The 23,422-nt window shown below is 37.5% G+C and carries 31 protein-coding genes; 23 read left to right on the forward strand and 8 right to left on the reverse strand.

Annotated features, from left to right (window positions below):
* Positions 1-187 precede the first annotated feature (187 nt).
* From LXM54_RS02225 to LXM54_RS02245, 5 genes are all read left to right on the forward strand, one after another.
* Positions 188-1,030 carry a DegV family protein gene (locus LXM54_RS02225; RefSeq protein WP_233313468.1) on the forward strand — a complete coding sequence of 281 codons (843 nt, stop codon included), beginning with the start codon at positions 188-190 and terminating at the stop codon, positions 1,028-1,030.
* 117 nt (positions 1,031-1,147) lie between these two features.
* On the forward strand, positions 1,148-1,306 hold the full coding sequence (locus LXM54_RS02230) for a YflJ family protein (protein WP_233313469.1): 159 nt from the start codon (positions 1,148-1,150) through the stop codon (positions 1,304-1,306).
* A gap of 115 nt (positions 1,307-1,421) precedes the next feature.
* Positions 1,422-2,981, forward strand: coding sequence for an ATP-binding protein (locus LXM54_RS02235; RefSeq protein ID WP_233313470.1), 1,560 nt, complete (start codon positions 1,422-1,424; stop codon positions 2,979-2,981).
* 232 nt (positions 2,982-3,213) lie between these two features.
* Positions 3,214-4,044, forward strand: a complete 831-nt coding sequence (locus LXM54_RS02240) for an SGNH/GDSL hydrolase family protein (protein WP_233313471.1) — start codon at positions 3,214-3,216, stop codon at positions 4,042-4,044.
* A 2-nt stretch (positions 4,045-4,046) separates the two neighbouring features.
* Positions 4,047-4,625, forward strand: coding sequence for a YpmS family protein (locus LXM54_RS02245; protein ID WP_233313472.1), 579 nt, complete (start codon positions 4,047-4,049; stop codon positions 4,623-4,625).
* A 37-nt stretch (positions 4,626-4,662) separates the two neighbouring features.
* On the opposite strand, the gene LXM54_RS02250 is transcribed toward LXM54_RS02245, so the two are convergent.
* Positions 4,663-5,418 (reverse strand): DUF4397 domain-containing protein, encoded by a 756-nt coding sequence (locus LXM54_RS02250; protein ID WP_233313473.1) that lies wholly within the window; start codon positions 5,416-5,418, stop codon positions 4,663-4,665.
* 317 nt (positions 5,419-5,735) lie between these two features.
* Here LXM54_RS02250 and rsgA point away from each other — a divergent pair, with 317 nt between their 5' ends.
* The 3 genes from rsgA to msrB all read left to right on the forward strand — a co-directional run bounded on the left by rsgA (position 5,736) and on the right by msrB (position 7,907).
* The gene (gene rsgA / locus LXM54_RS02255; RefSeq protein ID WP_233313474.1) at positions 5,736-6,794 is read left to right on the forward strand and encodes a ribosome small subunit-dependent GTPase A; all 1,059 of its coding nucleotides are present in this window, start codon (positions 5,736-5,738) and stop codon (positions 6,792-6,794) included.
* A gap of 155 nt (positions 6,795-6,949) precedes the next feature.
* On the forward strand, positions 6,950-7,489 hold the full coding sequence (gene msrA, locus LXM54_RS02260) for a peptide-methionine (S)-S-oxide reductase MsrA (RefSeq protein ID WP_233313475.1): 540 nt from the start codon (positions 6,950-6,952) through the stop codon (positions 7,487-7,489).
* Complete coding sequence (gene msrB / locus LXM54_RS02265; protein WP_233313476.1) at positions 7,482-7,907, forward strand: peptide-methionine (R)-S-oxide reductase MsrB; 426 nt, start codon at positions 7,482-7,484, stop codon at positions 7,905-7,907. Before msrA ends, msrB begins: the two co-directional genes overlap by 8 nt.
* A gap of 60 nt (positions 7,908-7,967) precedes the next feature.
* Here msrB and LXM54_RS02270 read toward each other — a convergent pair whose 3' ends face one another.
* Entirely contained in the window at positions 7,968-9,056 is a 1,089-nt protein-coding gene (locus tag LXM54_RS02270; protein ID WP_233313477.1) for an SGNH/GDSL hydrolase family protein, read from the reverse strand.
* Between the two features lie 203 nt (positions 9,057-9,259).
* On the opposite strand from LXM54_RS02270, the gene LXM54_RS02275 reads away from it, so the two are divergent.
* Positions 9,260-9,496: a YozE family protein gene (locus LXM54_RS02275; protein ID WP_233313478.1), complete on the forward strand. Its 237-nt coding sequence runs from the start codon at positions 9,260-9,262 to the stop codon at positions 9,494-9,496.
* A 390-nt stretch (positions 9,497-9,886) separates the two neighbouring features.
* Positions 9,887-10,582, forward strand: coding sequence for a hypothetical protein (locus LXM54_RS02280; RefSeq protein ID WP_233313479.1), 696 nt, complete (start codon positions 9,887-9,889; stop codon positions 10,580-10,582).
* Between the two features lie 17 nt (positions 10,583-10,599).
* Here the strand turns inward: LXM54_RS02280 and LXM54_RS02285 are convergent, their stop codons facing one another.
* Positions 10,600-10,752, reverse strand: coding sequence for a hypothetical protein (locus LXM54_RS02285; protein ID WP_233313480.1), 153 nt, complete (start codon positions 10,750-10,752; stop codon positions 10,600-10,602).
* A gap of 186 nt (positions 10,753-10,938) precedes the next feature.
* Here LXM54_RS02285 and LXM54_RS02290 point away from each other — a divergent pair, with 186 nt between their 5' ends.
* Entirely contained in the window at positions 10,939-11,109 is a 171-nt protein-coding gene (locus LXM54_RS02290; RefSeq protein WP_233313481.1) for a YozD family protein, read from the forward strand.
* 180 nt (positions 11,110-11,289) lie between these two features.
* Positions 11,290-12,063, forward strand: coding sequence for a sporulation protein (locus tag LXM54_RS02295; protein ID WP_233313482.1), 774 nt, complete (start codon positions 11,290-11,292; stop codon positions 12,061-12,063).
* Positions 12,064-12,102: 39 nt separating this feature from the next.
* Here the strand turns inward: LXM54_RS02295 and LXM54_RS27850 are convergent, their stop codons facing one another.
* On the reverse strand, positions 12,103-12,228 hold the full coding sequence (locus LXM54_RS27850; RefSeq protein ID WP_267913268.1) for a hypothetical protein: 126 nt from the start codon (positions 12,226-12,228) through the stop codon (positions 12,103-12,105).
* Between the two features lie 240 nt (positions 12,229-12,468).
* On the opposite strand from LXM54_RS27850, the gene deoD reads away from it, so the two are divergent.
* The 5 genes from deoD to LXM54_RS02320 all read left to right on the forward strand — a co-directional run bounded on the left by deoD (position 12,469) and on the right by LXM54_RS02320 (position 17,566).
* On the forward strand, positions 12,469-13,173 hold the full coding sequence (gene deoD / locus LXM54_RS02300) for a purine-nucleoside phosphorylase (RefSeq protein WP_233313483.1): 705 nt from the start codon (positions 12,469-12,471) through the stop codon (positions 13,171-13,173).
* A 35-nt stretch (positions 13,174-13,208) separates the two neighbouring features.
* A complete protein-coding gene (locus tag LXM54_RS02305) occupies positions 13,209-14,075 on the forward strand; it encodes a M15 family metallopeptidase (protein WP_233313484.1) in 867 nt (288 codons plus the stop codon).
* Positions 14,076-14,182: 107 nt separating this feature from the next.
* Entirely contained in the window at positions 14,183-15,673 is a 1,491-nt protein-coding gene (locus LXM54_RS02310) for a S41 family peptidase (RefSeq protein ID WP_282581396.1), read from the forward strand.
* A 74-nt stretch (positions 15,674-15,747) separates the two neighbouring features.
* Complete coding sequence (locus LXM54_RS02315) at positions 15,748-16,653, forward strand: CobW family GTP-binding protein (RefSeq protein WP_233313485.1); 906 nt, start codon at positions 15,748-15,750, stop codon at positions 16,651-16,653.
* Positions 16,654-16,738: 85 nt separating this feature from the next.
* Positions 16,739-17,566 carry a hypothetical protein gene (locus LXM54_RS02320; RefSeq protein WP_233313486.1) on the forward strand — a complete coding sequence of 276 codons (828 nt, stop codon included), beginning with the start codon at positions 16,739-16,741 and terminating at the stop codon, positions 17,564-17,566.
* A gap of 46 nt (positions 17,567-17,612) precedes the next feature.
* On the opposite strand, the gene LXM54_RS02325 is transcribed toward LXM54_RS02320, so the two are convergent.
* Complete coding sequence (locus LXM54_RS02325) at positions 17,613-17,855, reverse strand: DNA alkylation repair protein (RefSeq protein WP_233313487.1); 243 nt, start codon at positions 17,853-17,855, stop codon at positions 17,613-17,615.
* Positions 17,856-18,278: 423 nt separating this feature from the next.
* Here LXM54_RS02325 and LXM54_RS02330 point away from each other — a divergent pair, with 423 nt between their 5' ends.
* Both LXM54_RS02330 and LXM54_RS02335 read left to right on the forward strand, forming a co-directional pair.
* Positions 18,279-19,031, forward strand: coding sequence for a CAP domain-containing protein (locus tag LXM54_RS02330; protein WP_233313488.1), 753 nt, complete (start codon positions 18,279-18,281; stop codon positions 19,029-19,031).
* A 223-nt stretch (positions 19,032-19,254) separates the two neighbouring features.
* The gene (locus tag LXM54_RS02335) at positions 19,255-19,758 is read left to right on the forward strand and encodes a GNAT family N-acetyltransferase (RefSeq protein WP_233313489.1); all 504 of its coding nucleotides are present in this window, start codon (positions 19,255-19,257) and stop codon (positions 19,756-19,758) included.
* A gap of 47 nt (positions 19,759-19,805) precedes the next feature.
* Here the strand turns inward: LXM54_RS02335 and LXM54_RS02340 are convergent, their stop codons facing one another.
* Together LXM54_RS02340 and LXM54_RS02345 are read right to left on the reverse strand one after the other, a co-directional pair.
* Complete coding sequence (locus LXM54_RS02340) at positions 19,806-20,231, reverse strand: Hsp20/alpha crystallin family protein (RefSeq protein ID WP_233313490.1); 426 nt, start codon at positions 20,229-20,231, stop codon at positions 19,806-19,808.
* Between the two features lie 28 nt (positions 20,232-20,259).
* Complete coding sequence (locus LXM54_RS02345; RefSeq protein ID WP_233313491.1) at positions 20,260-20,736, reverse strand: Hsp20/alpha crystallin family protein; 477 nt, start codon at positions 20,734-20,736, stop codon at positions 20,260-20,262.
* A 550-nt stretch (positions 20,737-21,286) separates the two neighbouring features.
* Here LXM54_RS02345 and LXM54_RS02350 point away from each other — a divergent pair.
* The 4 genes from LXM54_RS02350 to LXM54_RS27855 are packed head-to-tail and all read left to right on the forward strand — an operon-like array spanning position 21,287 to position 21,941.
* On the forward strand, positions 21,287-21,517 hold the full coding sequence (locus tag LXM54_RS02350; RefSeq protein ID WP_233313492.1) for a hypothetical protein: 231 nt from the start codon (positions 21,287-21,289) through the stop codon (positions 21,515-21,517).
* Complete coding sequence (locus LXM54_RS02355) at positions 21,517-21,660, forward strand: HD domain-containing protein (RefSeq protein ID WP_325169553.1); 144 nt, start codon at positions 21,517-21,519, stop codon at positions 21,658-21,660. The genes LXM54_RS02350 and LXM54_RS02355 overlap by 1 nt, the downstream gene beginning before the upstream one ends.
* A 55-nt stretch (positions 21,661-21,715) precedes the next feature.
* Entirely contained in the window at positions 21,716-21,823 is a 108-nt protein-coding gene (locus tag LXM54_RS28385) for an HD domain-containing phosphohydrolase (RefSeq protein ID WP_396953798.1), read from the forward strand.
* Positions 21,810-21,941, forward strand: a complete 132-nt coding sequence (locus tag LXM54_RS27855; RefSeq protein ID WP_267913269.1) for a hypothetical protein — start codon at positions 21,810-21,812, stop codon at positions 21,939-21,941. Before LXM54_RS28385 ends, LXM54_RS27855 begins: the two co-directional genes overlap by 14 nt.
* 63 nt (positions 21,942-22,004) lie before the next feature.
* Here LXM54_RS27855 and LXM54_RS02365 read toward each other — a convergent pair whose 3' ends face one another.
* Complete coding sequence (locus LXM54_RS02365) at positions 22,005-23,360, reverse strand: MATE family efflux transporter (RefSeq protein WP_233314729.1); 1,356 nt, start codon at positions 23,358-23,360, stop codon at positions 22,005-22,007.
* Positions 23,361-23,422: the final 62 nt, after the last annotated feature.

Genomic DNA, 23,422 nt, shown 5'->3' on the forward strand with positions numbered 1-23,422 from the left:
AGGCGTTAACAGTTTTTAGAGAAACCCCTGATTCCATTAGGGGTTTTTTTATATAGTTGTAGACGGTGTTTTATTGCCAGATTGCCAGTTTAGGATTCTGCTTGCCATTTATAGGACTAATGATGTATAATTTTAGTTTAAGAAAACGCTTTACAAAAGGCAAGATTTTTACTAAGGGAAGTGTGAAATGAAAAAGATTAAAATTGTTACAGACTCAACGGCAGATTTGGCATCAGAATTAATTGAAAAATATGACATTGAAGTAATCCCGTTATCAATATCAATAAACGGAGAAACCTTTTTAGATAGAGTAGATATAAACCCAGCAGAATTTATTCAAAAAATGAAGGAAGCAGAAAATCTTCCGAAAACATCCCAACCTCCAGTGGGAGTTTTTCTTGAAACGTATAATAAATTGGCAGACGAAGGATATACGGTTATTTCCATCCATATGACTGGAGGAATGAGCGGAACAGTTGACTCTGCAAGAAGCGCTGCAGCACTAACAGAGGCAGATGTTACCGTAATTGATTCTGAGTATATTTCTAAAGCCTTATCCTTCCAAGTTATTGAGGCTGCTATGATGGCACAAAACGGTGTCGATAAAGAGGACATATTAGCAAAAATTCAGCATGTCAAAAAGCATACTAAATTATTTGTTGTCGTCGATACCCTTGAAAACCTAATTAAAGGTGGAAGGATTGGTAAAGGAAAAGCCTTTATAGGTTCACTCTTAAACATTAAGCCGATCGCCTCCTTGGAAGACGGAGTATACACACCCGTTACAAAAGTGCGAAGCAGAGCACAGGCAGTAAAGTTCTTAGCAAATGCGTTCGCGGAGGAATGCTTTGGGAAAACGATTAAAAGAGTAGGCATAACTCATGCCGACAGCCTTGATTATGCGAAAATGCTTTCAGATGCAATCGAAAAAGTTTCAGGGTTTAATAAAATAGAAATTGATTTCACAACACCTGTTATTAGCACACACACAGGTCAAGGAGCTTTAGGTTTTAGCTATTATGCGGAATAGCTTTTTTTAGAGATTGATATTAATCAATCTCTTTTTTTTGTACACAGCTTTAGGTCATAGGAAATAACCTATTAACATATAGTGTAAAGGGGATCTTTTTTTAAGGGGGAGAGAATAATGGCATATTATGGTTCAAAAGGCTGGTATGTTGCCCGATTAAAAGAGTTAGGGTTGAACCGGCATCCACAAGAACAAAGAAAATTAGAGTTATATAAAGTCTATATATTAAGAAATTTATATGAGGAGCAACTCGCTAAAATGAAAGGGGACAATTAAACGTCTCCTTCTTTCATAAAAAAAGTTAGCGGAATAAGAGGAATTTCGTTTAATTCTGTCGAATTCTTTTAGTTATATTTCTAGAAAAAGGAATTAAAAGGATTTGGTGGGTAACATGATGAAAAAAGTGAAGCAATTTCCTCTTTTAAATAAAATTCAATTATTCTCTTTTTGTATGCCTTTTTTCCTGTTAATTGCTGCAATAATATCCATCTATGTCATCACTTCTCATGAGTGGAAGAAAGCTGTCTCTGAACACACGGACAGTCTGTTAAACTTTGCAGCACACCATTTAACGGATGGGGAGTTTTACGCCAGCGGCTCTATGAGTGATGATGATAAGGAACACCTCTTATCGAGCTATACATTCCAACAAGAAAAAGTGCTTCAAACATATATTTGTATATATGACGAAGCTTCCTCCTGCAAGGAATGGTCAGTCCTTCAACAAGATGGAGCCTATTTCACATCAAGCAGTGCAGCGTTAACGAGCAAAATTCCTCTAATAAAAATTCCGGATTACAGCGGCTTCCGCAAGGAGAATGGCAGCCATATTTATACTGCATTCATACCTATAACAGACGAGCGCATGAATGTTATCGGCGCGATAGGAATGGATATTTCAGCAGATAGTTTGTTTAGCAGCATTCACAAGCTGTCATTGTGGCTTGTGGTTCTATTCTTGTTTTTGGCTGCACTTCTGTTTATCTATACGAAAAGAGCAATCAGCAAGCTTCTATTGCCTTTAAAAGAGGTAATATGGGGACTTAAGGAGATTAGCAGCGGCAATTTGGAAGTGGAGCTAAACAGCCATCATGCATCCGATATAAGGGCAATCAGCGACAGTCTTAACGAAATGGTTAGAAAGCTTGCTATGCTTTTTACAAGACTTTCTAAAACCTCGAAAGAATTAGGGACATTGTCTCGGGATATTGAGCTGAATTCAGTAGAAGAAGCTTTAAACGAGATGGACAATATTATGAACTACACGAAAATCCACCGGGAGCTGCAGCGTGCGGAAAAAATGAATGCGATTGGCCAATTAGCAGCCTCTGTAGCCCATGAAATAAGAAATCCAATGACTGTTGTTAAAGGTTTCCTGCAGATATTTCTTGCTAAAGAACATATTAGTGAAGAGGAACGAATGTACATAAAACTTATGATTGAAGAAATGAACAGAGCAGAGACAATTATTAATGATTACTTATCTTTAGCGAAGCCTGGAATTGAACAAAGTGAAAAAGTCGATGGAGAAGATTTAATCATGAAGGTAATTGACTTAATGCATTCTTATGCATTGATGTCGAAAAGCATTACTTTTGAACGTGACATCCAGCAGGTTTATATACGCGCAAACAGCAGTGAATTGAAGCAAGTGCTGATCAATATTCTTAAAAATGGAATAGAATCCATGCTTAACGGAGGTGTGTTAAGCGTGTGTTTATACAAAAAAGCTGGTTTTGGGGTTTTTGAAATTAAGGACACGGGTATTGGAATGACAGAAGAGGAATTAGGCAGACTAGGAACAGCTTTTTATTCCTTAAAAGAAAAGGGTACTGGCATGGGATTGATGGTCAGCTATCAAATGATTGAACAAATGAAAGGCAAGATTGAAGTCGAAAGTGAAAAAGGCAAGGGTACAACTTTTAAGGTTTATATCCCACTATATAGTTAAGTGCTTGTTTTCAAATGCCTATTCAATCATACATACTAAATGGTTTAGCTATTTTTTACCTATCATTCATTCTGTAAAACAATATAAGGCCTAATGAATAGGTCTTTTTTCAATAAAGGCAAAAAGTATTTGCATAGTTTTGGCCTAATGGTAGAAGGATAAAAATGTAAAAACCATTCTTTTATCCATATGTTATAATGATTAAAAATGCAATAAAGGTAGGTGTTAGCCAATGAGACCATTTACCTTACTGATTTCAATTATAACGCTTTTTTTGCTTACTTCTTGTACAACCAACACTTCCTTTCATAGGAATGATTCGAAAGAAACGGTTGTAGCCATGAAGCAGGAAGTCCCAGAAAGCTTTATATCGGAGGACTTGAATGTTGTCGCAGCCGGTGATTCCTTGACACAGGGTGTTGGTGACAGTACTGGCAAAGGCGGCTATGTCCCTTATCTGCAGCAACTATTTAAGCAGGAAGAGGGAGTAGGGAACGTCACTATCAGCAACTTTGGTGTTAAAGGCAATCGGACAGACCAGCTGCTCAAAAAAATTAAATCTGATGAAGTCAAGAATTCCATCAGAGATGCAGATATGGTTGTTTTAACAATAGGCGGCAATGATATTATGAAAGTTGTTCGCGATCATATCTCAAATTTGCAGCTCGATGATTTTACAGGGCAAATGAAGACATTTGAGACGAATCTTTATAATATACTGAAGGAAATTCGCAAAGATAATCAAGAAGCTGCGATAGTCCTCGTTGGTGTATATAATCCCTTTACAAAATGGTTTTCTGACGTGGATGAAATGAATGATATTGTGACAGAATGGAATATGTCGGGAGAAAATATTCTTACTCTATATAACAATACTTATTTTGTGCCCATTGAACACATTTTTGCTGATTCATCTGAAAACCTTCTTTATACAGACTATTTTCATCCGAACGATAAAGGCTATAAATTGATTGCTGACGAAATTTATCAGACAGTAAAAGAAGAGGCGATTGGGGAAATATTAGCAATGAAGCGCTTGAATAGAGAAAACAGAGGAGAATGAGTTTGTTTAAGAAAAAATGGAAAACAGCTTTTTTAATATTAGCAACCATCAATATAATTATCCTGTTAGTCCTTGTCACCCTTGTGTTTTTACCTGCTGACAAATCGGCAGACAGGGTGGATTCACAGAACGAAGATGTTATTCCGTTTCAAGTGACAACAAATAAAGAAGACTTAACTTTGCTTATCAACAATTATTTGGAAAAAGAAGGCTTAAATGGGCCTGTTCATTATGAAGTAAATCTTAATGACGAAGTAGAGCTTTTTGGCTATTTGCCGATCTTTAGCAGTGATATAGAAATGAAGCTTACATTTGAACCAATTCCATTGGACAATGGGGACCTTACATTAAGACAGAAATCGATCAGTATCGGACAGCTGTCTCTTCCCGTTTCCTATGTAATGAAATTTATTGAGAATCAGTATAAGCTTCCATCATGGGTTAATATTAATCCCGATGATGAGACTATTGATGTGCATCTTACTAATATGAAAATCGGCGACGGTATGGCGGCGGAAGTAGAGGAATTTGATTTGGAAAACAATCGAATTCGCTTCAACTTGCTCTTGCCAACGGAATAATCAATTGTAAAAAGGCAGAATGGATATTCTGCCTTTTTTATATAGATATAAGCAAGATATCTGTGGGAGCTTCCTCTGAGGAACCTTCAAGAATCAAAGCAGAATACGCTTTGTTTTCCTTTAATGTTAAAGGAGGAAGAGTTGCAATTTGTCTATTTGTGTCTGCATCTCGCGCTTCTAAATAGACAGTCATCGGGTATAGCCCTAAGTAAGAAGTAGATGCCTTCAAGTGTAAACCAGGAAAAACAACATCTCCTTTTTGGACAGCAATATTTAATGCTGGCAATTTTGGATGAAGATGAATGAAACGCAGTTTTGTTTCAGCTGCATGCACAAAAGGATCTTCCCGGTAGGAGTAAAGCTTTAAATATTGATTGGCAGATTCTAAAAAGGTAATAGTATGATAGATGTTACTTTCTACAAGGATTTTTTGGCTGCAGAGCGAATCAACCATCTTCCCTGTTTCATAAATGTCTATTTGATAGCGGCCTACTGGCAGGGTCATATCATTTGTAGTGCTTTTAAAGGGTACCTCTTTAAATATTTTTACTCCATTGATGAAAATATCAACAGCTGGCTTTTGAACAGATGCATGGATAAAGCGGATTTTGCCGTATTCTGCTTGCCTTTCCGTATCTGCTGTTATGTTTTGCGGAAGTGCCATTTTCAGGCTTTGAAGATGTTTTTGGTAATAGTAAATATGAAGTTCAGGATTTGTATACTTATAATAATCGCTTAACAGATTGTACATGCCCGCTTCATGAATGGGAAAGCTGTCTCCTTGTTTATTCATAGTATCACTCCTATTTGCTCAATTTGCTTCATCTTATGCAAAGCGAATGATACAGTGCCTATCTAAAAAATAATCTTCTAATCGGAAATTATATGTACAAAAAGAAAAAAATGGTATATACTATAACTAATTATAACGGAAAGGGTGATGTACGATGAAAAAGTTAATCAGTGTAAATAAGGCAATTGCATATATCGTACAGCCCTACGCTTACTTTATGAAGTAAGTGAATTACATTCTGCATTTGAATGCATGTGAAAACCATGGGCTGTACGTGCTTATGGTTTTTTATTATGCAAAAAAAATGGAGGATTAAAATGGATTTAAATAAAATCGGGTTCAATGAAGAGCTAAAAAGCGCATTAGCGCACTTAAATAAAGAGGGTATTATTGCAGGTCGGGTTGCATTAGAGCATAAGAGGATTTACCGGATTTTTACGGAATTCGGCGAGCTATTGTGTGAGGTGTCAGGAAAACTTTCCTTTGAAGCTGTCGGAAGAGAGGACTATCCTGCAGTAGGAGATTGGGTCGCTGTGCTGCCGCGGCTTAATGAAGGAAAAGGCACGATAATGGCAGTTCTTCCGAGAAAAAGTAAATTTTCAAGAAAAACAGCTGGCCAGACTACAGAAGAGCAAATCGTAGCAGCAAATGTGGATACGATATTCTTAGTTAATTCTCTGAATGAGGATTTAAACTTGCGCAGAATCGAAAGATATTTGACACTGACATGGGAAAGCGGCGCTAATCCAGTGATTCTCCTTACTAAATCAGAGCTTTCTAACAATGTAGAGGATTCAGTCGCTTTAGTTGAAGCAGTCGCATTCGGTGTGCCGGTAATCGCGGTAAGTGTCCATGAGAATCGGGGGCTTGATCTTTTGAACGACTACTTGCAGCCGCAAAAAACAATTGCCCTCTTAGGATCTTCCGGTGTAGGCAAATCTACATTAACGAACTATTTATTAGGTTATGAGAAGCAAGCGGTGCAAACAATTAGGGAAGACGATGACAAAGGCCGTCATACGACAACTTACCGGGAGATGCTCGTGCTGCCTAATGGCTGTGTTTTAATTGATACACCAGGGATGAGAGAATTGCAGCTGTGGAACAGCAGTGCCGGTATCTTAGAGAGTTTCACTGATATCGAGGAATTGGCTGAAAATTGCCGGTTTAGAGACTGCGGTCATACGGGGGAAGCTAATTGTGCTGTCAAACAGGCAATAGAGGACGGAGAGCTGGAGTCAGGCCGCCTGAACAGCTATTTCAAAATGAAGCGAGAACTTGCTTATCTTGACAGAAAGCAGAATAAAAAAGCTCAGTCAGATGAGAAGAAGAAATGGAAGAGTATCAAAAAAACGATAAAAGCAAAGCGAAAATAATAAAAAGGAGTGCAGGCATGCACTCCTTTTTATTATTCAGCAAGCCTCTTTTTTGCTTTCTCAGGCGATTTTGTTTAAGCTAATAAAAGAAGTGTTGTTACACTCCCTATAGGGAAAAGATAGTATACATACTAAATGGAATAGAGGTGTATCGTATGGAAAAACAATATGAAAAAGCAACATTTGCCGGCGGCTGTTTCTGGTGTATGGTGAAGCCGTTTGATCAGGAGCCTGGAATTATTTCTGTTGTTTCCGGCTATACGGGCGGCCATAAGGAAAATCCTACTTATAAGGAAGTCTGCTCTGAAACGACAGGTCATTATGAGGCAGTCCAGATTACATTCGATCCCGAATTGTTCCCTTACGAAAAACTGCTTGATATATATTGGCAGCAGATTGACCCGACAGACCCAGGCGGCCAGTTTTTTGATCGAGGACAATCCTACCAAACAGCTATTTTTTATCATAATCAAGAACAGAAACGACTTGCTGAACTTTCAAAGAAAGCATTAGGAGAAAGCGGCAAATTTAACAAGCCGATTGCAACGAAGATACTTCCGGCATCTGTTTTTTATGACGCAGAGGATTATCACCAAGATTACTACAAAAAAAATTCGCTGCATTATAACGCCTATCATGTAGGCTCAGGAAGAGCTGCTTTTATTAAAAACAACTGGGGGGAAAAGCATGAATAAAAAAGAATTAAAAGACAAACTGACACCAATTCAATATGAAGTAACTCAAAACAATGGAACAGAGCCTCCTTTCCATAATGAATATTGGAACGAATTTGCTGATGGTATTTATGTCGACATCATTTCTGGCAAGCCTTTGTTCAGTTCAAATGACAAATATGATGCAGGCTGCGGCTGGCCGAGTTTTACTAAGCCTATTAGTGAGGAAGATCTTGTAGAAAAAACAGATACTAGTCACTTTATGGTTAGGACAGAGGTTAGGACGAAAGAATCTGATTCCCATCTTGGCCATGTATTCAATGATGGCCCTGATCCAACAGGCTTAAGATACTGCATGAACTCAGCCTCTCTTCGTTTCATCAGAAAGGAAGATCTGGAGCAAGAAGGCTACGGCAAATACAAAGTGTTGTTTGATTGAAGATTAATCAATACAAAGAAAAGGGCAATCCGTTTTAGAGGATTGCCTTTTTTATGTTAACTATTTGTCTTGAACAATCACAGACGAAATCTGCACTCTGTGATACCCTGAAGTGTTATGGGAGGAAGCTTTACCTGTTGAGCGAAAGATTACCTTATGTGTTTCATCTGGAAGTCCGCCGGCAATAAACTCAGACCTTGGTTTTTCAAATGGCCACCATGTCGAAATACTTGTTACAAATTCATCGTCGATATAGACATCAACTAAGCCGCCCAGCGGACCTCTTATTACATTTGCGCCAAGATAGGTGCCCTTAAAGGTAAAGCCAAGTTCGGCACCCTTATCATCAGTAGTATAATATCCTTGCTTTTTCACATAAGAGCTGTCTTTAAATGTATAATCGTTGTTTGTTACCATATTGATTGCTTTAGCCGCATAGTCATTCAAGGGCAGTTCTGTACTCTTTTCCTTGTTCTGTATCTGTTTGTTGAAATGCTTGTAAATATATTCAGCATAAAGCTGATAGCCATTATCATTTGGATGAACCAAATCCTTCGTTAATTCTTCTGCTCTTTTTCCTGATTTACGAAATGGAATTCTCATGTCAAGATTTGTTGCCTGGTATTCCTCAGACACTTTAGAGATGACGTCTGCAAAATTTTCATTATCTAAACTGCTTTCTGTAAGGGTAATGATTTCAGCTGCAGGATATTTTTCTTTTACTTGGAGAAGAAGCTGGCTGTATAAATAATAAAAAACGTCATTATTCATGTATTTACGGTCATTTTCTCCAAAGACGATAAAGATTAGATCAATATTCTGGATACTGGAATTCTTGAATTTATATAAGCCTTCAAAAGCTGTGGCTCCACTTTGAACAATCATGTTCCGTTTTAATGGAGAACCATAATTGTCATATAATTTATCTTCAAGCAAATAAAACCATTTAGTCTGATCCTTGCTCGCACCAGAACCTCTTCCGATACTGTCTCCGATTACAAGATAGGATACTGGTTCACTTGCCTTTATTTTGTCGTAGACGTTTTTAGTACTGGAGCTTGTTTTGCCGGGATGATAGAGGCAATACAGCAAAAATAAGGCTATCCCAAATACACTGGTAATTACTAGAATAAAAGTTTTGTTTTTCATAGAAGTTACTGTATTTCCCCGCTTTCTTAAATATCGCCATGCTATATTATATCCTGCCTTTTCTGAATTAAACATAATAGGAACCAAGAGGAGCGTTAAATAGGCATAGATTGGAAGTCTTATAAAAAGTGAATAATGCTTGCACCATTATTTCTTGTTATGTATAGTATACGGTATATTATTTCGGATAAGGAAGAGGAACGATGACTAAATCTTTTTATCATTTTTTAATGAAATTCCGCAATCCCCAGCCAAAAGATAACATAAGTCACTTTGCCAATCATGCTTATTTAGATCACAGCTTCCCAAAAAACAGCTTTGATTATGATGAAATAAGCAATTATTTAGAGCTAAATGGTCATTATTTGGATAGTATGAGAATCTTTGATGAAGCTTGGGAAACGTATCTGTTTCAAGAAGAAAAGGAAATCCGTTATTAGCATTTTGCATTTTTTGCGAAATGCTTTTTTATTTGCCCATTTTTTAATGAAACCCGTGTTTTGGTTAAAGTGTATTCTAAAATAGTTTGTCAGCTACATATATTGGATTAACAAAACGTCCATTCCCTGTATAATGGCTGATTTAGAAAAAAACGAAATGAAATAGAACATGAGTATTGGCGATTAGCAAGGATGATGCATATATTATCTCAGATAAGAAAAACAGCGAACAAAAAAAGGATGAAGATGAGATGTGGATTTATGAAAGGGTAGTTTCTTATTAAAATCCCCCACTTTAGTTGTTAAGTCTTTAAGCATGACTGTGGGGGCAAGGGTGCTGCTTTTTGCGGACCGAATATCGCACAATCTGTTTAGAGAGGACTTTTTACTATGGGAAACCGAAAAAAACCGAAGTTTAAAATTGGCGATACTGTTGTCATCACTATCTATGGAACCGTTGGCAAAATCACAGACGTGAAGTGGCTTGATGACATGCATGTCTACGAAGTGAATAAAAGTGAAGGATTATATTTGGAATCCAGTCTGCAGATGCTGTCAGAATTCGAAGGAGAGCTGATGGATACGGAAAAAATAGACATTGAATATCGCTATTTTATAGGTGACCTTGTCAAAGTAAAAGGCTATGGATCCAATCTTTTTAAAATCATGGGTTTCCGCACAGAAATTTGGCGTTACAAATCAGATGCATGGGAAGATATCATTTATGAACTGTCAAGAGTTAGTGATGGAGAATGGCTTGAGGCAGGGGAAGAAGAACTCACTTTAGTGGCAGATGCAGAAAATGCTGACAGCTTTATTCAAAAGCTGGGTCTCTTATATATAATGGATAAGAAAAAGAAACCGGTAAACTTGCAAAAAACTAACAGCTCTTACCGTAAGTCGGAAAAAGAGCTGCTTGAAAGCACGAAGGAAAAGCAAGAATTGATTGATGGTTTGCTTGATATATATAATGACTATCAATTATTGTATGAGATGTTCGAAGATTTAGAGTATGAGCATGCAATGAGACTGACCATTAGAAAGCTAAAACAGTTAAGCAGCAAGGATGATAAGCAAAAGCTCTAAGCTTGTCCTACACTAGATTAGAGAATAAGGTATAGGAAGTAAGGAATACAGCCGAACAATACTAATGAAAACAATGCTTTGAGTCCTTTGTCAAATATTCCTAAAATACTGCTGTTATCTTCATTCACATCTTCTTTAAAAGCTTCGACTAAATGCTGGAACTTATTCACAGTATTTTCCCCCATTATTCACGATATTTTAGGTTTTGCAGTGTCAATAGTAATAAATATGAACCTGGCCCTCTAAACATGTCTCTTTTTTCTTGAAAAATATTTTAATTTATCCGATAATTCGTACAAAAGCTTTGCATGTTTTACCTTATGTCACATATATTCTTACAAAAGGGGGCGATATGCTTGAAAGAGATTGACGTAATAATAGATACGGAGGAAATTGCTGAGTTTTTCTTTCGTGAGCTATTAAAAAGGGGATACGTTCCCACAGAAGATGAAATGGAAGAATTAGCTGACATAACTTTTGAATATCTTCTTGAGAAATGCATTATTGATGAGGAATTGGATGAATAGTGAATGTAAGTTTGGAAAAAACAGTTTAATATAAAAGCAGGTTATTTCGTTCATATGGCAGGAGAATGCTCTTGCCATTTTTTATTGTTTTTTTTTAGTTTAATTGAAACTTTTATAACATCCCTTCCGTAAATGATTACAACAAAATCATTTTGCAAATAGCGGGAGGAAAAAATTATTATGTCTATATTTAAAAAAGCCTTGGCAAGTGTAGGCGTTGGCGCAGCAAAACTTGATACGGTGCTGAAAAAATCCGATTATTTACCAGGTGAACAGATAGAGGGAGAAATAAATATTACAGGAGGCAATGTTGCTCAAAATATTGACGCCATATATGTCAGACTGTATACACAATACGAAATAGAAAGAGACGATAAAAAGGAATCACAAACGGCCTTGATTGGAGAATTCCTTGCTGCAGGAGCCTTTACTATTGAGGCAAAAGAGAAAAAGGTTATCCCATTTTCGAGTGTGCTTCCATATGATATTCCCTTTACGATAGGCAGAACAAAAGTATGGATCTCAACAGGCCTTGATATTAAACAAGCTATTGACCCGAATGATGTGGACCATATTAATATCGTTCCATCTCCATTCACTAGAGGAGTGTTCCACGCTTTTGAGGAGCTGGGTTTTCATATGAAAAGCGGCGGCTGTAAAGAGGCAGGCCGGGCACATCGAATGCGACTTCCATTCGTGCAGGAGTTTGAATTCGTTCCGGTCTCCGGTTCTTTTAGGGGTAAGCTGGATGAGGTTGAATTAGTCATTCTAACAGCTACAGAAAATGAGCTCGATGTTATGCTTCAGATTGACAGAAAACAAAGGGGGCTGTCTGGATTATTCGCAGAGGCTCTTGATATGGATGAAAGCTATGTCTCCTTGCGTATTCATAAGCAGGAGCTGGCAGACTTAAAGGGGAATCTCTATCATTTAATCAACAAATATGCAGGTTAAAAAAGCAGGTGTGACTGTTTTTGGTCACACCTGCTTTTTTTAGTTCTTTCTTTCTCTAGCAGACATTTCTTTGCCATGTGCTTCGTGTTCAGCAATAATGGCTTCTTTCGGTATATGATTATTTTTTTTAGGAGAGTTAATTCGATTGCGATGCTTTTTTTCCATAATAATATCTCCTTCAACATTTAAATTTTAAAAGTTACTTGTGTGTATTAGCATGTTTTCCTAACCCAAAGGAAAAGCTAAAATTAGTATTGCCGATTAAAGTTTTGTTATCCTGCTATTAATTGTATTTATCCCAAATCTAGAATATGATATAGTACAAATAGTGAATGTTTAGGATATGGAAATGATTCCTAATATATTTTTTTATTGAAATGTTCTTATCAATGGAGGTACTTAAAAATGAGTGTACATATTGGCGCAAAAGAAAACGAAATTGCAGAAACGGTACTCCTTCCTGGAGATCCTTTGAGAGCAAAGTATATCGCGGAGAATTTTTTGGAGAATGCGGTATGCTATAACGAAGTGAGAAATATGTTTGGATATACAGGTACATATAAAGGAAAAAGAATTTCTGTTCAAGGAACAGGCATGGGAGCTCCTTCAATCGCAATTTACGTGAATGAATTAATGACAAGCTATAACGTTCAAAATCTAATCAGAGTCGGAACTTGCGGTGCTATCCAGCAGGATGTTAAAGTTCGCGATGTCATTTTAGCAATGAGCGCTTCAACTGACTCGCAAATGAACCGCATTACTTTCGGTGGCGTAGACTATGCACCGACAGCAAACTTTGATCTGCTTAAAAAGGCATATGATGCAGGCATTGAAAAGGGCCTTTCTCTTAAAGTCGGGAATGTATTTACGGCAGATATGTTCTATAACGATAATTCTGAGCTGGAAAAATGGGCTAAGTACCAAATTCTAGCGATTGAAATGGAATCAGCAGCACTTTATACATTAGCAGCTAAATTTAACCGCAAAGCGTTGTCTGTATTAACTGTAAGTGACCATGTTTTGACAGGAGAGGAAACGACAGCTTCAGAAAGACAGACAACTTTCAATGAAATGATTGAGGTGTCACTCGAAGCTGCAATTAAAGAATAAGCGTACTTTTGTACAAGTGTAATATGGGGTGGAGAATGAAAAAACTAGCGCTGCTGCTGTTGCTTACTGCCCTTTTGACAGGGTGCAGTAAACTGGATGGCATTACAGAACACATTCCCTTTTTAAATAAGGATAAGGCTTCAGAAGAAACAACGGGGAATGGAGATAAAGACACAGAGCAATCAAATGAAGAAGGAACTGCAGACAGCACACAGGAAAATGACTCAGAAAGCGAAGGTTCTGAGGAGGAAATCCCTTGGACTCTTGAAGCAGCATTTTTTAATGACATTAAAGTGGTGGACGGCCGGAACATTATTCAAAATCCGACGAATACTGTCTCTCTTGTCAACAAGGATTTCGGTTTACCTGATGGTTATGCACCGGAAGATATGGTAAGGCCAGATGTGCTGTTTTCCTTTGGAGATCAAGACATCGAAAAAAGCTATTTGAGAAAAGAAGCAGCATCTGCCTTGGAAGAAATGTTCAATGCTGCAAAAAAAGACGGTGTCATCCTGTATGCAGTGTCAGGTTACCGATCCTACGACCGTCAGTCCGTTCTGTTTAAGGCAGAAGTTGATAAGGTCGGAGAGAAAAAAGCAGAAGAAGCAGTCGCATATCCAGGAAACAGTGAGCATCAGACAGGGCTTGCAATGGATATCTCTGCTGAAAGTGCCGATTTCCTGCTCACCGAAGAGTTTGAAGACACGAAAGAAGGAAAATGGCTCCATGATAAAGCCCATCTTTACGGGTTTATTCTTCGCTATCCGAAAGGAAAAGAGGATATCACCAAATATAAATTTGAGCCATGGCATTACCGGTATGTCGGCAAAAAATCAGCAAAAGATATCTTTGAAAACAATTGGACATTAGAGGAATATTTTGAACAAGTTAGAAAAATCTAAAGAAAAGATATTTGTTCAAAATTTATTCATAATTATGTCATAAATTAACCCAATTTTTTTGATACTGTTGATTATAAAAGGCATGTATCGCGGTGCCAAAAGGGCAAATGAAAGTGGTGAATTATTTGGAGAATGAAAAGAACATAAATGAGGAAAACGAAGCGGGAGATAAAGATCACAGTTTTATCCGCATAAAGAAATTTCACTTTGTCATGCTTATTTTCTTTACGGTTATATTAGCTGCAGGGATTACAACCGTTGCACTCGCGTTTGGCGAAGAGCCAGCTGTTACGGTTGGTACAGACAGAAGCGAATTTTCTAAGCTTTACTCTGCGTACGATACGATAAAGGATAAATTTTATCAAGATGTCGACACAGAAGACTTGGTGAATGGAGCCATTGACGGTATGTTCACAGCATTAGATGATCCTTATTCTGATTATATGAACCAGGAGGAGGCATCTAGCTTTAATGAAAGTATTTCTTCTTCATTTGAAGGAATTGGAGCCGAAATACAAGAAAAGGATGACAGCATTATTGTTGTGTCTCCAATAAAAGGGTCTCCTGCAGAAAAAGCCGGAGTGAAACCGAATGACAATATTTTGACTGTAGATGGCAAAAGCCTGCAAGGCATGAGCTCATCTGAAGCTGTCACACTTATAAGAGGCAAAAAAGGGACAACTGTAAGCCTTGAAATAGAGAGAGCTGGCAGTGAAGATACGTTAAAAATTGATATTGTCAGGGACACCATTCCAATTGAGACGGTTTATGGAGAACTTCGTGATGACGGCATAGCTGAAATTCAAATCACAAGCTTCTCGTCAGACACAGCCCAAGAACTTGTTGATAAACTGAATGAGTTCAAAGAGAAAGGCATGAAGGGGATTGTTCTTGATTTAAGACAAAATCCAGGCGGATTGCTGACACAAGTTCAAGAAATAGCCAACCTGTTTATTCCTGAAGGAGAGCTTATTTTCCAAGTGGAGCATAAAAATGGTAAAATTGAACAAGTTGCTTCAGAAAACACGAATGCAAACAAGCTGCCATTAGTAGTATTGATTGATGAGGGAAGCGCCAGCGCTTCTGAAATCCTTGCTGCTGCTGTAAATCAGTCTGCAGACGTTCCGTTAGTCGGAGTGAAGTCTTTCGGTAAGGGTACTGTTCAAAGTGCTATTGAATTATCAGATGGAAGCAATATTAAATTCACCACTGATAAATGGTTGACACCAGATGGCAGCTGGATTCATGAAAAAGGAATTGAACCGACCTATAAAGTAGAACTTCCAAGCTATGCAAAATTGACGATTATTAATCCAGATACGAAGTTAAAACTGGATTCGAATTCCAATGAAGTGAAAACTGCACAGGAAATGCTGAATGCACTTGGCTATAAAGTTGAAAATGCGAACGGCTATTTCGATGAAAGTACAGAGGAAGCAGTGAAGGAATTCCAAGAAAAAGAAAAATTAAAGGTAGATGGCGTCATTACTGGAGATACAACGCTTAAGCTCATGGAAAAGTTAAGTGAAAAAATCCAAAAGAATGATACGCAAATGAAAAAAGCAATCGAAATACTAAATAAAGAACTGAAAAAGTAATATGGAAAGGAGCGGCATTTTCTACTTGCCCTCCTTTTTCCATTGTTATGCTTTTATAGTTAAGGAGGATAACGATGAAAAAAACGGAAGTATTTATATTATCAGGGTTTTTAGGGAGCGGGAAAACAACTTTGTTGAAGCGACTGCTCACTCATGAAAAGGAAGAAGGCAGAAAAGTTGCAGTCTTAATGAATGAATTTGGTGATATATCGATTGATTCAAATGAAGTCGAAGCAGATGTACCGCTGAAGGAGCTGTTAGGAGGATGTGTGTGCTGCACGATTCAAGATAAGCTTGAAGGCCAGCTGCAAACACTGCTGATAGAGGAAAAGCCAGATGTAATTTACCTAGAGACTACTGGTGCGGCACATCCTGTTGAAACGATGGACAGTATCCTTTCACCCATTTTTGCTGATAAACTATTGCTTAAAGGAATTATAACGGTTATGGATGGGAAGCTTTGGCTAGAGCGTTCCAAAATGAGTCCAGCAGTTGGGCAGCTTCTAATTGAGCAAATACGTCATGCCAACATGATATTAATAAATAAACAGGACCAGTTAACAGAGGCGGAAAAATCAAAAGTCACGTTTGAGCTTCAAAGCATCAATCCGAAAGCATTCGCTATATTAACAAGTTATTCAAAGCTTCCAGTACAAAAATTGAAAGATATGACGATGCAATTCGCGAAAGAAACAGTCAAAACAACAATTCAAACGTTACAGCTTAGTTCGTTTGTCTATCATTTTAAACATACAATTGCTTCAGATAAATTTGAAGCATTTCTTAAGGAGCTTCCTGACACTATATATCGCATTAAAGGCTATGTGCAATTCCATCAAAATCACTACCCTGATTTATTTCAGTATTCCTACGGAATGCCCTTAATGATGAGAGAAGATATGAAGATGCCATTAAATCTAGTCTTTATCGGTGAAAATATTGATTGGCAGCATATCAAAGAACAGTTAGACAATCTGTAATCTGACAAGTTGCCGCAATAACTTAGAATGAACTATCAATAAAACGGGCAAACTTTCTTTAGCTAAAGTGTAGAGGAGGGTAATTTTGTTCAAAAAGCGAAAGTTCATTCTTTTTGTTGCTGTTGCCGCAAGTCTTTTTATGGTGTCAAACGTCCATGCTGAAACAAAGGAGAATGCTCCAATCACATACGGCATTCAGCTGCTCGAATGGAAGGAAGCAGATAAGGTCATTCCACGTTACAGCAAGTTTTCCATTTATGATATGGAAACAGGCAAGTTATTTCATGCACAGCGGAGAGCAGGGTCACAGCATGCTGATGTCCAGCCACTTACAACAGCTGATACAAAGATTATGAAAGAAATCTACGGCGGAAAATGGAGCTGGAAAAGAAGATCGATTCTTGTTTTGAAGGATGATCAAGTGCTAGCTGCATCGATGCATGGGATGCCACATGGAGCAGGAGCATTACAGAATAAGTTTCCAGGCCATTTTTGTATTCATTTTTTAGGAAGCACTACCCATAAGACCGACAATATGGATTTATCACATAAGCTCATGGTATATAAAGCAGCTGGTATTTTAAAAATGGAGCTAGACAAGCAAGATCCAAATGATACTGTGCGCTCCTTTGTTGCAGGAATGAAAGAGCAGGATAATACAATCTTAAACCACTTAAGTACAGAAAAACTGGATTGGCGAGCTGCTTTGGAAGAACTGGAAAATGTAAAGCTGTTTAAAGTGGAGGAGACAAAGGACTATCAATTTGAAACTGTTTTACACATAAACTTGGAGTGGCAGCTTTATATTCAAAATGAAAAAAGAAAAAGTGAAATGAAAAGGCTGACGTTAGTCAGAACTTCACCTATTGAGCCGTGGAAAGTTTTAATTGATGACGAGTTTTTTCCATTATAGAAACAAAAGCCGTATGCAGATGCATACGGCTTTTCTTGTTTGTTTATTAGCGCATCTCTCCAAATTTAGCAAAAGTTCTTTCTTCATCTACCAGTCCGCAAGCTGCACATTGGATACGATTGTCAGGACCGTTATAGCCAATATGAAAGGGGGAAAGATTATCTGCTGTATACTCTTCTACAATATTTCCAGTTTGAGGGTCTAACTTTACAGATTGGGGCACTTGGCGGATAATATTGAATCTGCTTCTATTTGTCCGGCAATTTGGGCAAGCATAAGGTGTACTCATAACTATACTTCCTTCCATCTTTATATCTTCTTCTTCCTTTTTACTATTCCACCTTTTTTTGGATATATACAGCCCTTTTTTCAGTAGTAACAATTATTGATTTGCTGTTATGTAAGTCAAGTTATTGTCATATTTGTTATGAACAGACTGTGCTTCAAAACTTGTCAATACTTAATTTCATACTTAATATGTATCTGCTGGATAATTAAGTAAAATAATTTGAACTTCTAATGAATTAGAAAAGTTTTCACCATGCTTTGGGCGATAAGTGGTTTAAGCGAAATAAAAGCTGCTGCAGCTAATTAGCTTTTACTTGTTGGATATTTTATCCACAAATATGACAAAAATCGTATGATATGATTTTTCTGTAAGCAAGCCTTTAATACGATATTAAGAAATTCATATTTTAGGAGGATTTTTTAGATGAAGAAAAAGTTAATCTTTTCAACAGCAGCAGCTGCAGCTCTATTCATGTCAAATCCGGTTATGCATCAGGCAGATGCAGCTTCTAATCAAGAGAGAGAAGCGGTGAAAGTAACGTATCAATCATATAATCTTAATGAAGAGCAAATCAATGCCTTAATGAAGCAGTTTTCAGGTAATATTGATATAAATAAGTTGCTTAAAAACTATTATGGCAGCACAAGCAACACTGTAAATAAGGAGACAGCAGCGACAAAAGCACCTACAAACACAACAGCAACTGACAATAAAACAACTACAACAGCAAACACTGCTAATGCACAGGATACAACGGCAAACCAACAGAAGACGGAAGCCACACAAACTTCTTCAAGTGTGAGTGCATTTGAAAAAGAGGTTGTTGAATTGACAAATGCAGAGAGAGCTAAACAAGGTCTTCCTGCTTTAACTCTAGATACAGAGTTAAGCAAAGTTGCAAGAGCTAAGTCTGAGGATATGAGCAAGAACAATTATTTTGATCATACAAGCCCGACATATGGCAGCCCATTTGATATGATGAAGCAATTTGGTGTTTCCTATAAAGCAGCTGGCGAAAACATTGCTAAAGGTCAAACAACACCAGAGCAAGTGGTGAAAGCATGGATGAACAGTGAAGGCCATCGCGCTAATATTTTAAGCAGCAATTTCACTCATATTGGGGTAGGCTATGTAGCTGACGGGAATTACTGGACACAGCAATTTATAGGTAAATAATAGTTGTTGAAAAAACCAAAGGAATAGTTCCTTTGGTTTTTTTCTTTATGTGAAAATTTCCGCGTTTTTGAATTTTATTTTATTTTCTGTAGCTGTGTACTTTAGTGGTTTTTTTGATGAGAAATTTATATAATGGTTTTTCATATAGTTCATTTTAGAAAAAATGAAATAGTCTCAAGTAAACGGGGAATAATAAAGAAATACTATAATAGGAGAATTGAGCGTGGAAATTAGACTAGCAACGATAAATGACTTAGATGCAATTATGAATATAGCAGCAAAAACAATAAAAATAATGAATGAAGAAGGAAATGACCAATGGTCTGATAAATATCCTGCTGAAAAGGATTTTAAAACAGATATTGAAAACAGTTCTGCTTTTGTTGCAATCATGGATGAAGAAGTAGTCGGCTCTATTGCGATTGACCGTATCGGCGGTAAAAACTATGATTTAATTGAATGGACATTAACGGAAAAAAACTTTTATGTTATTCACAGGCTAATGGTTGATCCTGAAATACGCGGCGGGGGAATAGCAAGCAAGCTCCTTGCTTTCGCTGAAATTTTTGCTATTGAAAATGACACATTCTATTTAAAAACAGACACATATGCCATCAATGAAAAAGCACAAAATCTGTTTCTGAAAAATGGCTTTAACAAAGTAGGAGAATTACATTTTCCTGGAAAAGAACGACCTTTCTACTGCTTCGATAAAAGCTTTAAATAATGGGTAACAAACAAGAAAAATCAACTCAAAGCAACCGAGTTGATTTTTTATTTCGATGCAGGCGGTATTTGGATGATTAGTATTCCGTTTTTAAATTGGAAAGAAAGCTCTTCCTTCCTAATGGCATATGGCAATGTAATCACTTTATGGAAACTCCGGTTTTGCCTTTCTTTTAAATAATAGGCATACTCTTCACAAAGTGTCTTAAAATGCCCAGCAATATGAAGCGTATGATCTTCACACTTAACGGCAACATTTTCCGGGGTCATGCCCGGAAGCTCTACTTCAATATAACAAACTCCATTCTTTGTATAAAAATCACAAGGGGGAAACTGATTATTGCTTTTAATGGCATTCCTACCATTAAAAAAATGCTGCTGGCTTGGCGAGTCTTGAAATAAGTTATTCCAGAGCATATCATTAGTTGGATTTTCATGAAACTGATAAATTTTTTCCAGGTTTTCAAACGACATAATTTTCGGCACACCCTTTCTCGGAAGATTAATGTAGATCCGACACTTCGATCTCAGAATATTGCACCTGTGTGTTTTTTTGAATCATGATTTCTAATACACCATCTTTATAATTGGCTGTTGATCCCTTTCTTCTGACAAGGGAAGGAAGATTAATTGTATGTTTGCTTTCTTCATCTGGTATATGTTGAATAATCAATTGACTGGAGGTGTAGTATACCTTTACTCTTTCCAGCCAAATTTCTTCCTTAATAGGAATTCGTACATAGACGTGATGGTGTGTTTCAAATACTAGATAATCAAATTTGTTCGGCTCAGCTCCTGTTTGTCGATTCGTCATTTGTGACATGTTTTGGAACATTTCATCAGTGTTCATTTTCTGCAGAGATTCTGGCATCAGCTTATCCATCATATCATGTACATACTTTTGAATCTCGGCAGGTCTCATTTGCTGCATTTTGTTTTTCGTGTCTTTATTAAAAGGGAATAAATTCCATGGGAACATTGGAAATTCATCCTTTCTTTCAGAAGTGCTCGATTTTTTTATATCATATTCATTTGCACCCAATTCGTGTTATTATCGCTTGTATTAATTTTCCACTCTGTTGACGGGTAAAAGGAACAGTTGTTTTTATCCTATTGATGATAAGATAATATTATTTTACGAAAATTAGGTGCATGGATTTGGATACTTATAAAAACTGATGAACAGTTTGTTATATAACTACATGATTGGATCTTTTTTAGCCGTTTTTGGGGTTGGCGGTGCCTTTATGTTCACCAGTTTAAATATTAGGACAAAGATATGCGAATACTCTGTTTTATTATAGTTATTTCAGAAGTTTTTAACTACGGTAGTCAGCATCAGTGTTCTTCCATTAGTAATTATCTTGCTGTCCACAAGAGTCAAGCTGATTGACAGTGGTGATATTCAAGATTTTCCGTTTTGGAATTGGGCCATTATAAGCCTTTTTATAACGATTGTTTAATCCGTTTTAACGGCAAGATTCCTCTCTAAGGATATAATCACACCTATCTATCAGCTGAAAAATTTAATGGAGAGTGTTGGCACAAGCAAGTATTCCGAGCCAAACAGCATGGTATATACAGACGAGTTTGCTGAATTGTTCAAAGGCTTTCATGAAATGAATGAAACAATCATTCAGCGTGAAAAGTTTAATAAACAGCTCTTAGACAGTTTTATGATGGTGCTCAGTACCACCCTTAATGCCGAGACCAATACACCGCAGGCCATTCAAATAGGGTTGCCGTCTATTCGCAGTTAATTGGGCAAAACTTAAAGCTGCCTACAAGTGAGTTGGAGTTATTGTATAAATCAGCGATATTGCATGATATTGGCAAAATAGATATTCCTGATAATGTTTTGTTAAAAGAAGGGAAGCTGACAGAGGAAGATTCATGCACATAAAACACATCCAGTCATTGGTGAAAACATCCTTAAACAAGTACAGCCGCAAAAAGAAATGGCCACCATTCTTGAAGATGTGCGAAGTCATCATGAAAGATTTGATGGAAAAGGCTATCCTGACGGACTAAAAGGCGAAGAAATATCCTTCTTTGGCAGTTACTGATGCGTTTGATGCAATGACGTCAGACAGGACATACAGAAAGGGGATGCCAGTTTCTAAGGCCCTGTCCATCTTGCATGAAGGCAGAGGCACACAATGGTGGATGCATTTATTGAAATGATGGCTAAAAATGAGCCAATAAATAGTGTGAAAGAAAAAAGGAGGAATCGTCTTGATTCCTCCTTTATTTATGTGCCAAGGCCTGTTTTTTCTGAACGGAATACAGTCTGCTGCTTAAAAAAACAGCACCTGTTGCCAAACCGGCAATTAAGCCGATCCAATAGCCGAAAGGACCGAGACTTGAATAATTGGCAAGCAGATAACCGCAAGGAAGTCCAATCACCCAATAGCTGACAAGTGTCATAATCAAGGTAATATTAACATCCTTATAACCTCGTAATGCTCCTTGAACAGGTGCCTGGATGGCATCTGAAAGCTGGAAGAATATCGCATATATAAGGAAGCTTGCTGTCAGCTTTAACACCTCAGCATCATTTGTATAAATGCCTGCTATCGGACCTCTGAAAGCCATCAGTATGATGCCGCTCACAAAAGCAATGCTGATGGCAGTGAAAACACCCATCCAGCTGTATTGTTTTGCATCCTTCAGCCTGCCTGCACCAACTTCGAAACCAACCAATATTGTCAGCGCCGTTGAAATGCTCAGCGGAACCATATACAGAAGGGAAGCGAAATTAATAGCTGATTGATGAGCAGCAATGGTATTCGTGTCATAATTGCTCATTAACAATGTCACCGCACTGAAAATGCTTGTTTCAAAAAAGATCGAGAATCCGATTGGCACACCAATCTTCAAGATTTCCTTCCATTTTTCCCAAGAGACAGCATGGAATTTACTAAGCAATTTAAATCCAGCAAATGGCTGATTATGATAAACAATATGGAGTGCAGTTAACAGCATGTACCAATATGTAATACTTGTAGCGTAGCCTGTGCCGACACCGCCCATCTCTGGGAATATCCAAATACCGTTAATGAATACGTAATTCAGCCCAATATTGACCGGCAGTGCAGAAAGCGTAATAAACATTGTTACTTGTGTTTGGCCAAGGGCATCGATGAAGGACCGCAGCACAAAATAAAAGAAAATCGGAATAATGCCTGTGCTCAATGCAGCTAAGTAATGGAAGGCAATGTCTTGAACCTCTTGTTCAAGACCCATACTCTGCAAGATAGGTTTTAGGAAAACGGCTCCTAGAATGATTAATAGAACTGCCATTGATAATGACAGATAGATTGCTTGAACGACGGAGAAACTGACCTTCGATTCCTCTTTTCTGCCGACTGCTTGAGCGACAATCGGAGGGACAGCAAGCAATATACCGCTTAAGCCAGTATAAATAGGGGTCCATAAAGAACTTCCGACAGCAACTCCAGCAAGATCAATCGGACTGTAATGACCAGCCATCGTTGTATCAAAAAAAGTAAGACCGAACATGCCCACCTGTGTGACTAGAACAGGCAGTAAAATAACTAACATTTGCTTGAGTTTTTGCTTTGTTGTAAAGGTTTGATTCATCATATTTCCTCACTTTTGTTCAATAACGTTTCGATTATATCACAGATAAAAGGAAAATATGG

This window comes from Bacillus sp. Au-Bac7, assembly GCF_021341655.1.
GTDB lineage: Bacteria > Bacillota > Bacilli > Bacillales > Cytobacillaceae > Niallia.

Coding starts and splice junctions, on each gene's coding strand:
- LXM54_RS02250 (WP_233313473.1), bottom strand. CDS start 5,418: ATGAATAAACAAGGAGACAGCTTTCCCATTCATGAAGCGGGCATGTAC.
- LXM54_RS02345 (WP_233313491.1), bottom strand. CDS start 20,736: ATGTTCCCATGGAATTTATTCCCTTTTAATAAAGACACGAAAAACAAA.
- deoD (WP_233313483.1), top strand. CDS start 12,469: ATGAGTGTACATATTGGCGCAAAAGAAAACGAAATTGCAGAAACGGTA.
- LXM54_RS02315 (WP_233313485.1), top strand. CDS start 15,748: ATGAAAAAAACGGAAGTATTTATATTATCAGGGTTTTTAGGGAGCGGG.
- LXM54_RS02235 (WP_233313470.1), top strand. CDS start 1,422: ATGATGAAAAAAGTGAAGCAATTTCCTCTTTTAAATAAAATTCAATTA.
- LXM54_RS02365 (WP_233314729.1), bottom strand. CDS start 23,360: ATGAATCAAACCTTTACAACAAAGCAAAAACTCAAGCAAATGTTAGTT.
- LXM54_RS02295 (WP_233313482.1), top strand. CDS start 11,290: ATGTCTATATTTAAAAAAGCCTTGGCAAGTGTAGGCGTTGGCGCAGCA.
- LXM54_RS02275 (WP_233313478.1), top strand. CDS start 9,260: ATGACTAAATCTTTTTATCATTTTTTAATGAAATTCCGCAATCCCCAG.
- LXM54_RS02280 (WP_233313479.1), top strand. CDS start 9,887: ATGGGAAACCGAAAAAAACCGAAGTTTAAAATTGGCGATACTGTTGTC.
- LXM54_RS28385 (WP_396953798.1), top strand. CDS start 21,716: ATGGCCACCATTCTTGAAGATGTGCGAAGTCATCATGAAAGATTTGAT.
- rsgA (WP_233313474.1), top strand. CDS start 5,736: ATGGATTTAAATAAAATCGGGTTCAATGAAGAGCTAAAAAGCGCATTA.
- LXM54_RS27850 (WP_267913268.1), bottom strand. CDS start 12,228: ATGGAAAAAAAGCATCGCAATCGAATTAACTCTCCTAAAAAAAATAAT.
- LXM54_RS02310 (WP_282581396.1), top strand. CDS start 14,183: ATGAAAGTGGTGAATTATTTGGAGAATGAAAAGAACATAAATGAGGAA.
- LXM54_RS02240 (WP_233313471.1), top strand. CDS start 3,214: ATGAGACCATTTACCTTACTGATTTCAATTATAACGCTTTTTTTGCTT.
- msrB (WP_233313476.1), top strand. CDS start 7,482: ATGAATAAAAAAGAATTAAAAGACAAACTGACACCAATTCAATATGAA.
- LXM54_RS02350 (WP_233313492.1), top strand. CDS start 21,287: ATGGAGAGTGTTGGCACAAGCAAGTATTCCGAGCCAAACAGCATGGTA.
- LXM54_RS02340 (WP_233313490.1), bottom strand. CDS start 20,231: ATGTCGTTTGAAAACCTGGAAAAAATTTATCAGTTTCATGAAAATCCA.
- msrA (WP_233313475.1), top strand. CDS start 6,950: ATGGAAAAACAATATGAAAAAGCAACATTTGCCGGCGGCTGTTTCTGG.
- LXM54_RS02305 (WP_233313484.1), top strand. CDS start 13,209: ATGAAAAAACTAGCGCTGCTGCTGTTGCTTACTGCCCTTTTGACAGGG.
- LXM54_RS02225 (WP_233313468.1), top strand. CDS start 188: ATGAAAAAGATTAAAATTGTTACAGACTCAACGGCAGATTTGGCATCA.
- LXM54_RS02270 (WP_233313477.1), bottom strand. CDS start 9,056: ATGAAAAACAAAACTTTTATTCTAGTAATTACCAGTGTATTTGGGATA.
- LXM54_RS02330 (WP_233313488.1), top strand. CDS start 18,279: ATGAAGAAAAAGTTAATCTTTTCAACAGCAGCAGCTGCAGCTCTATTC.
- LXM54_RS02230 (WP_233313469.1), top strand. CDS start 1,148: ATGGCATATTATGGTTCAAAAGGCTGGTATGTTGCCCGATTAAAAGAG.
- LXM54_RS02325 (WP_233313487.1), bottom strand. CDS start 17,855: ATGAGTACACCTTATGCTTGCCCAAATTGCCGGACAAATAGAAGCAGA.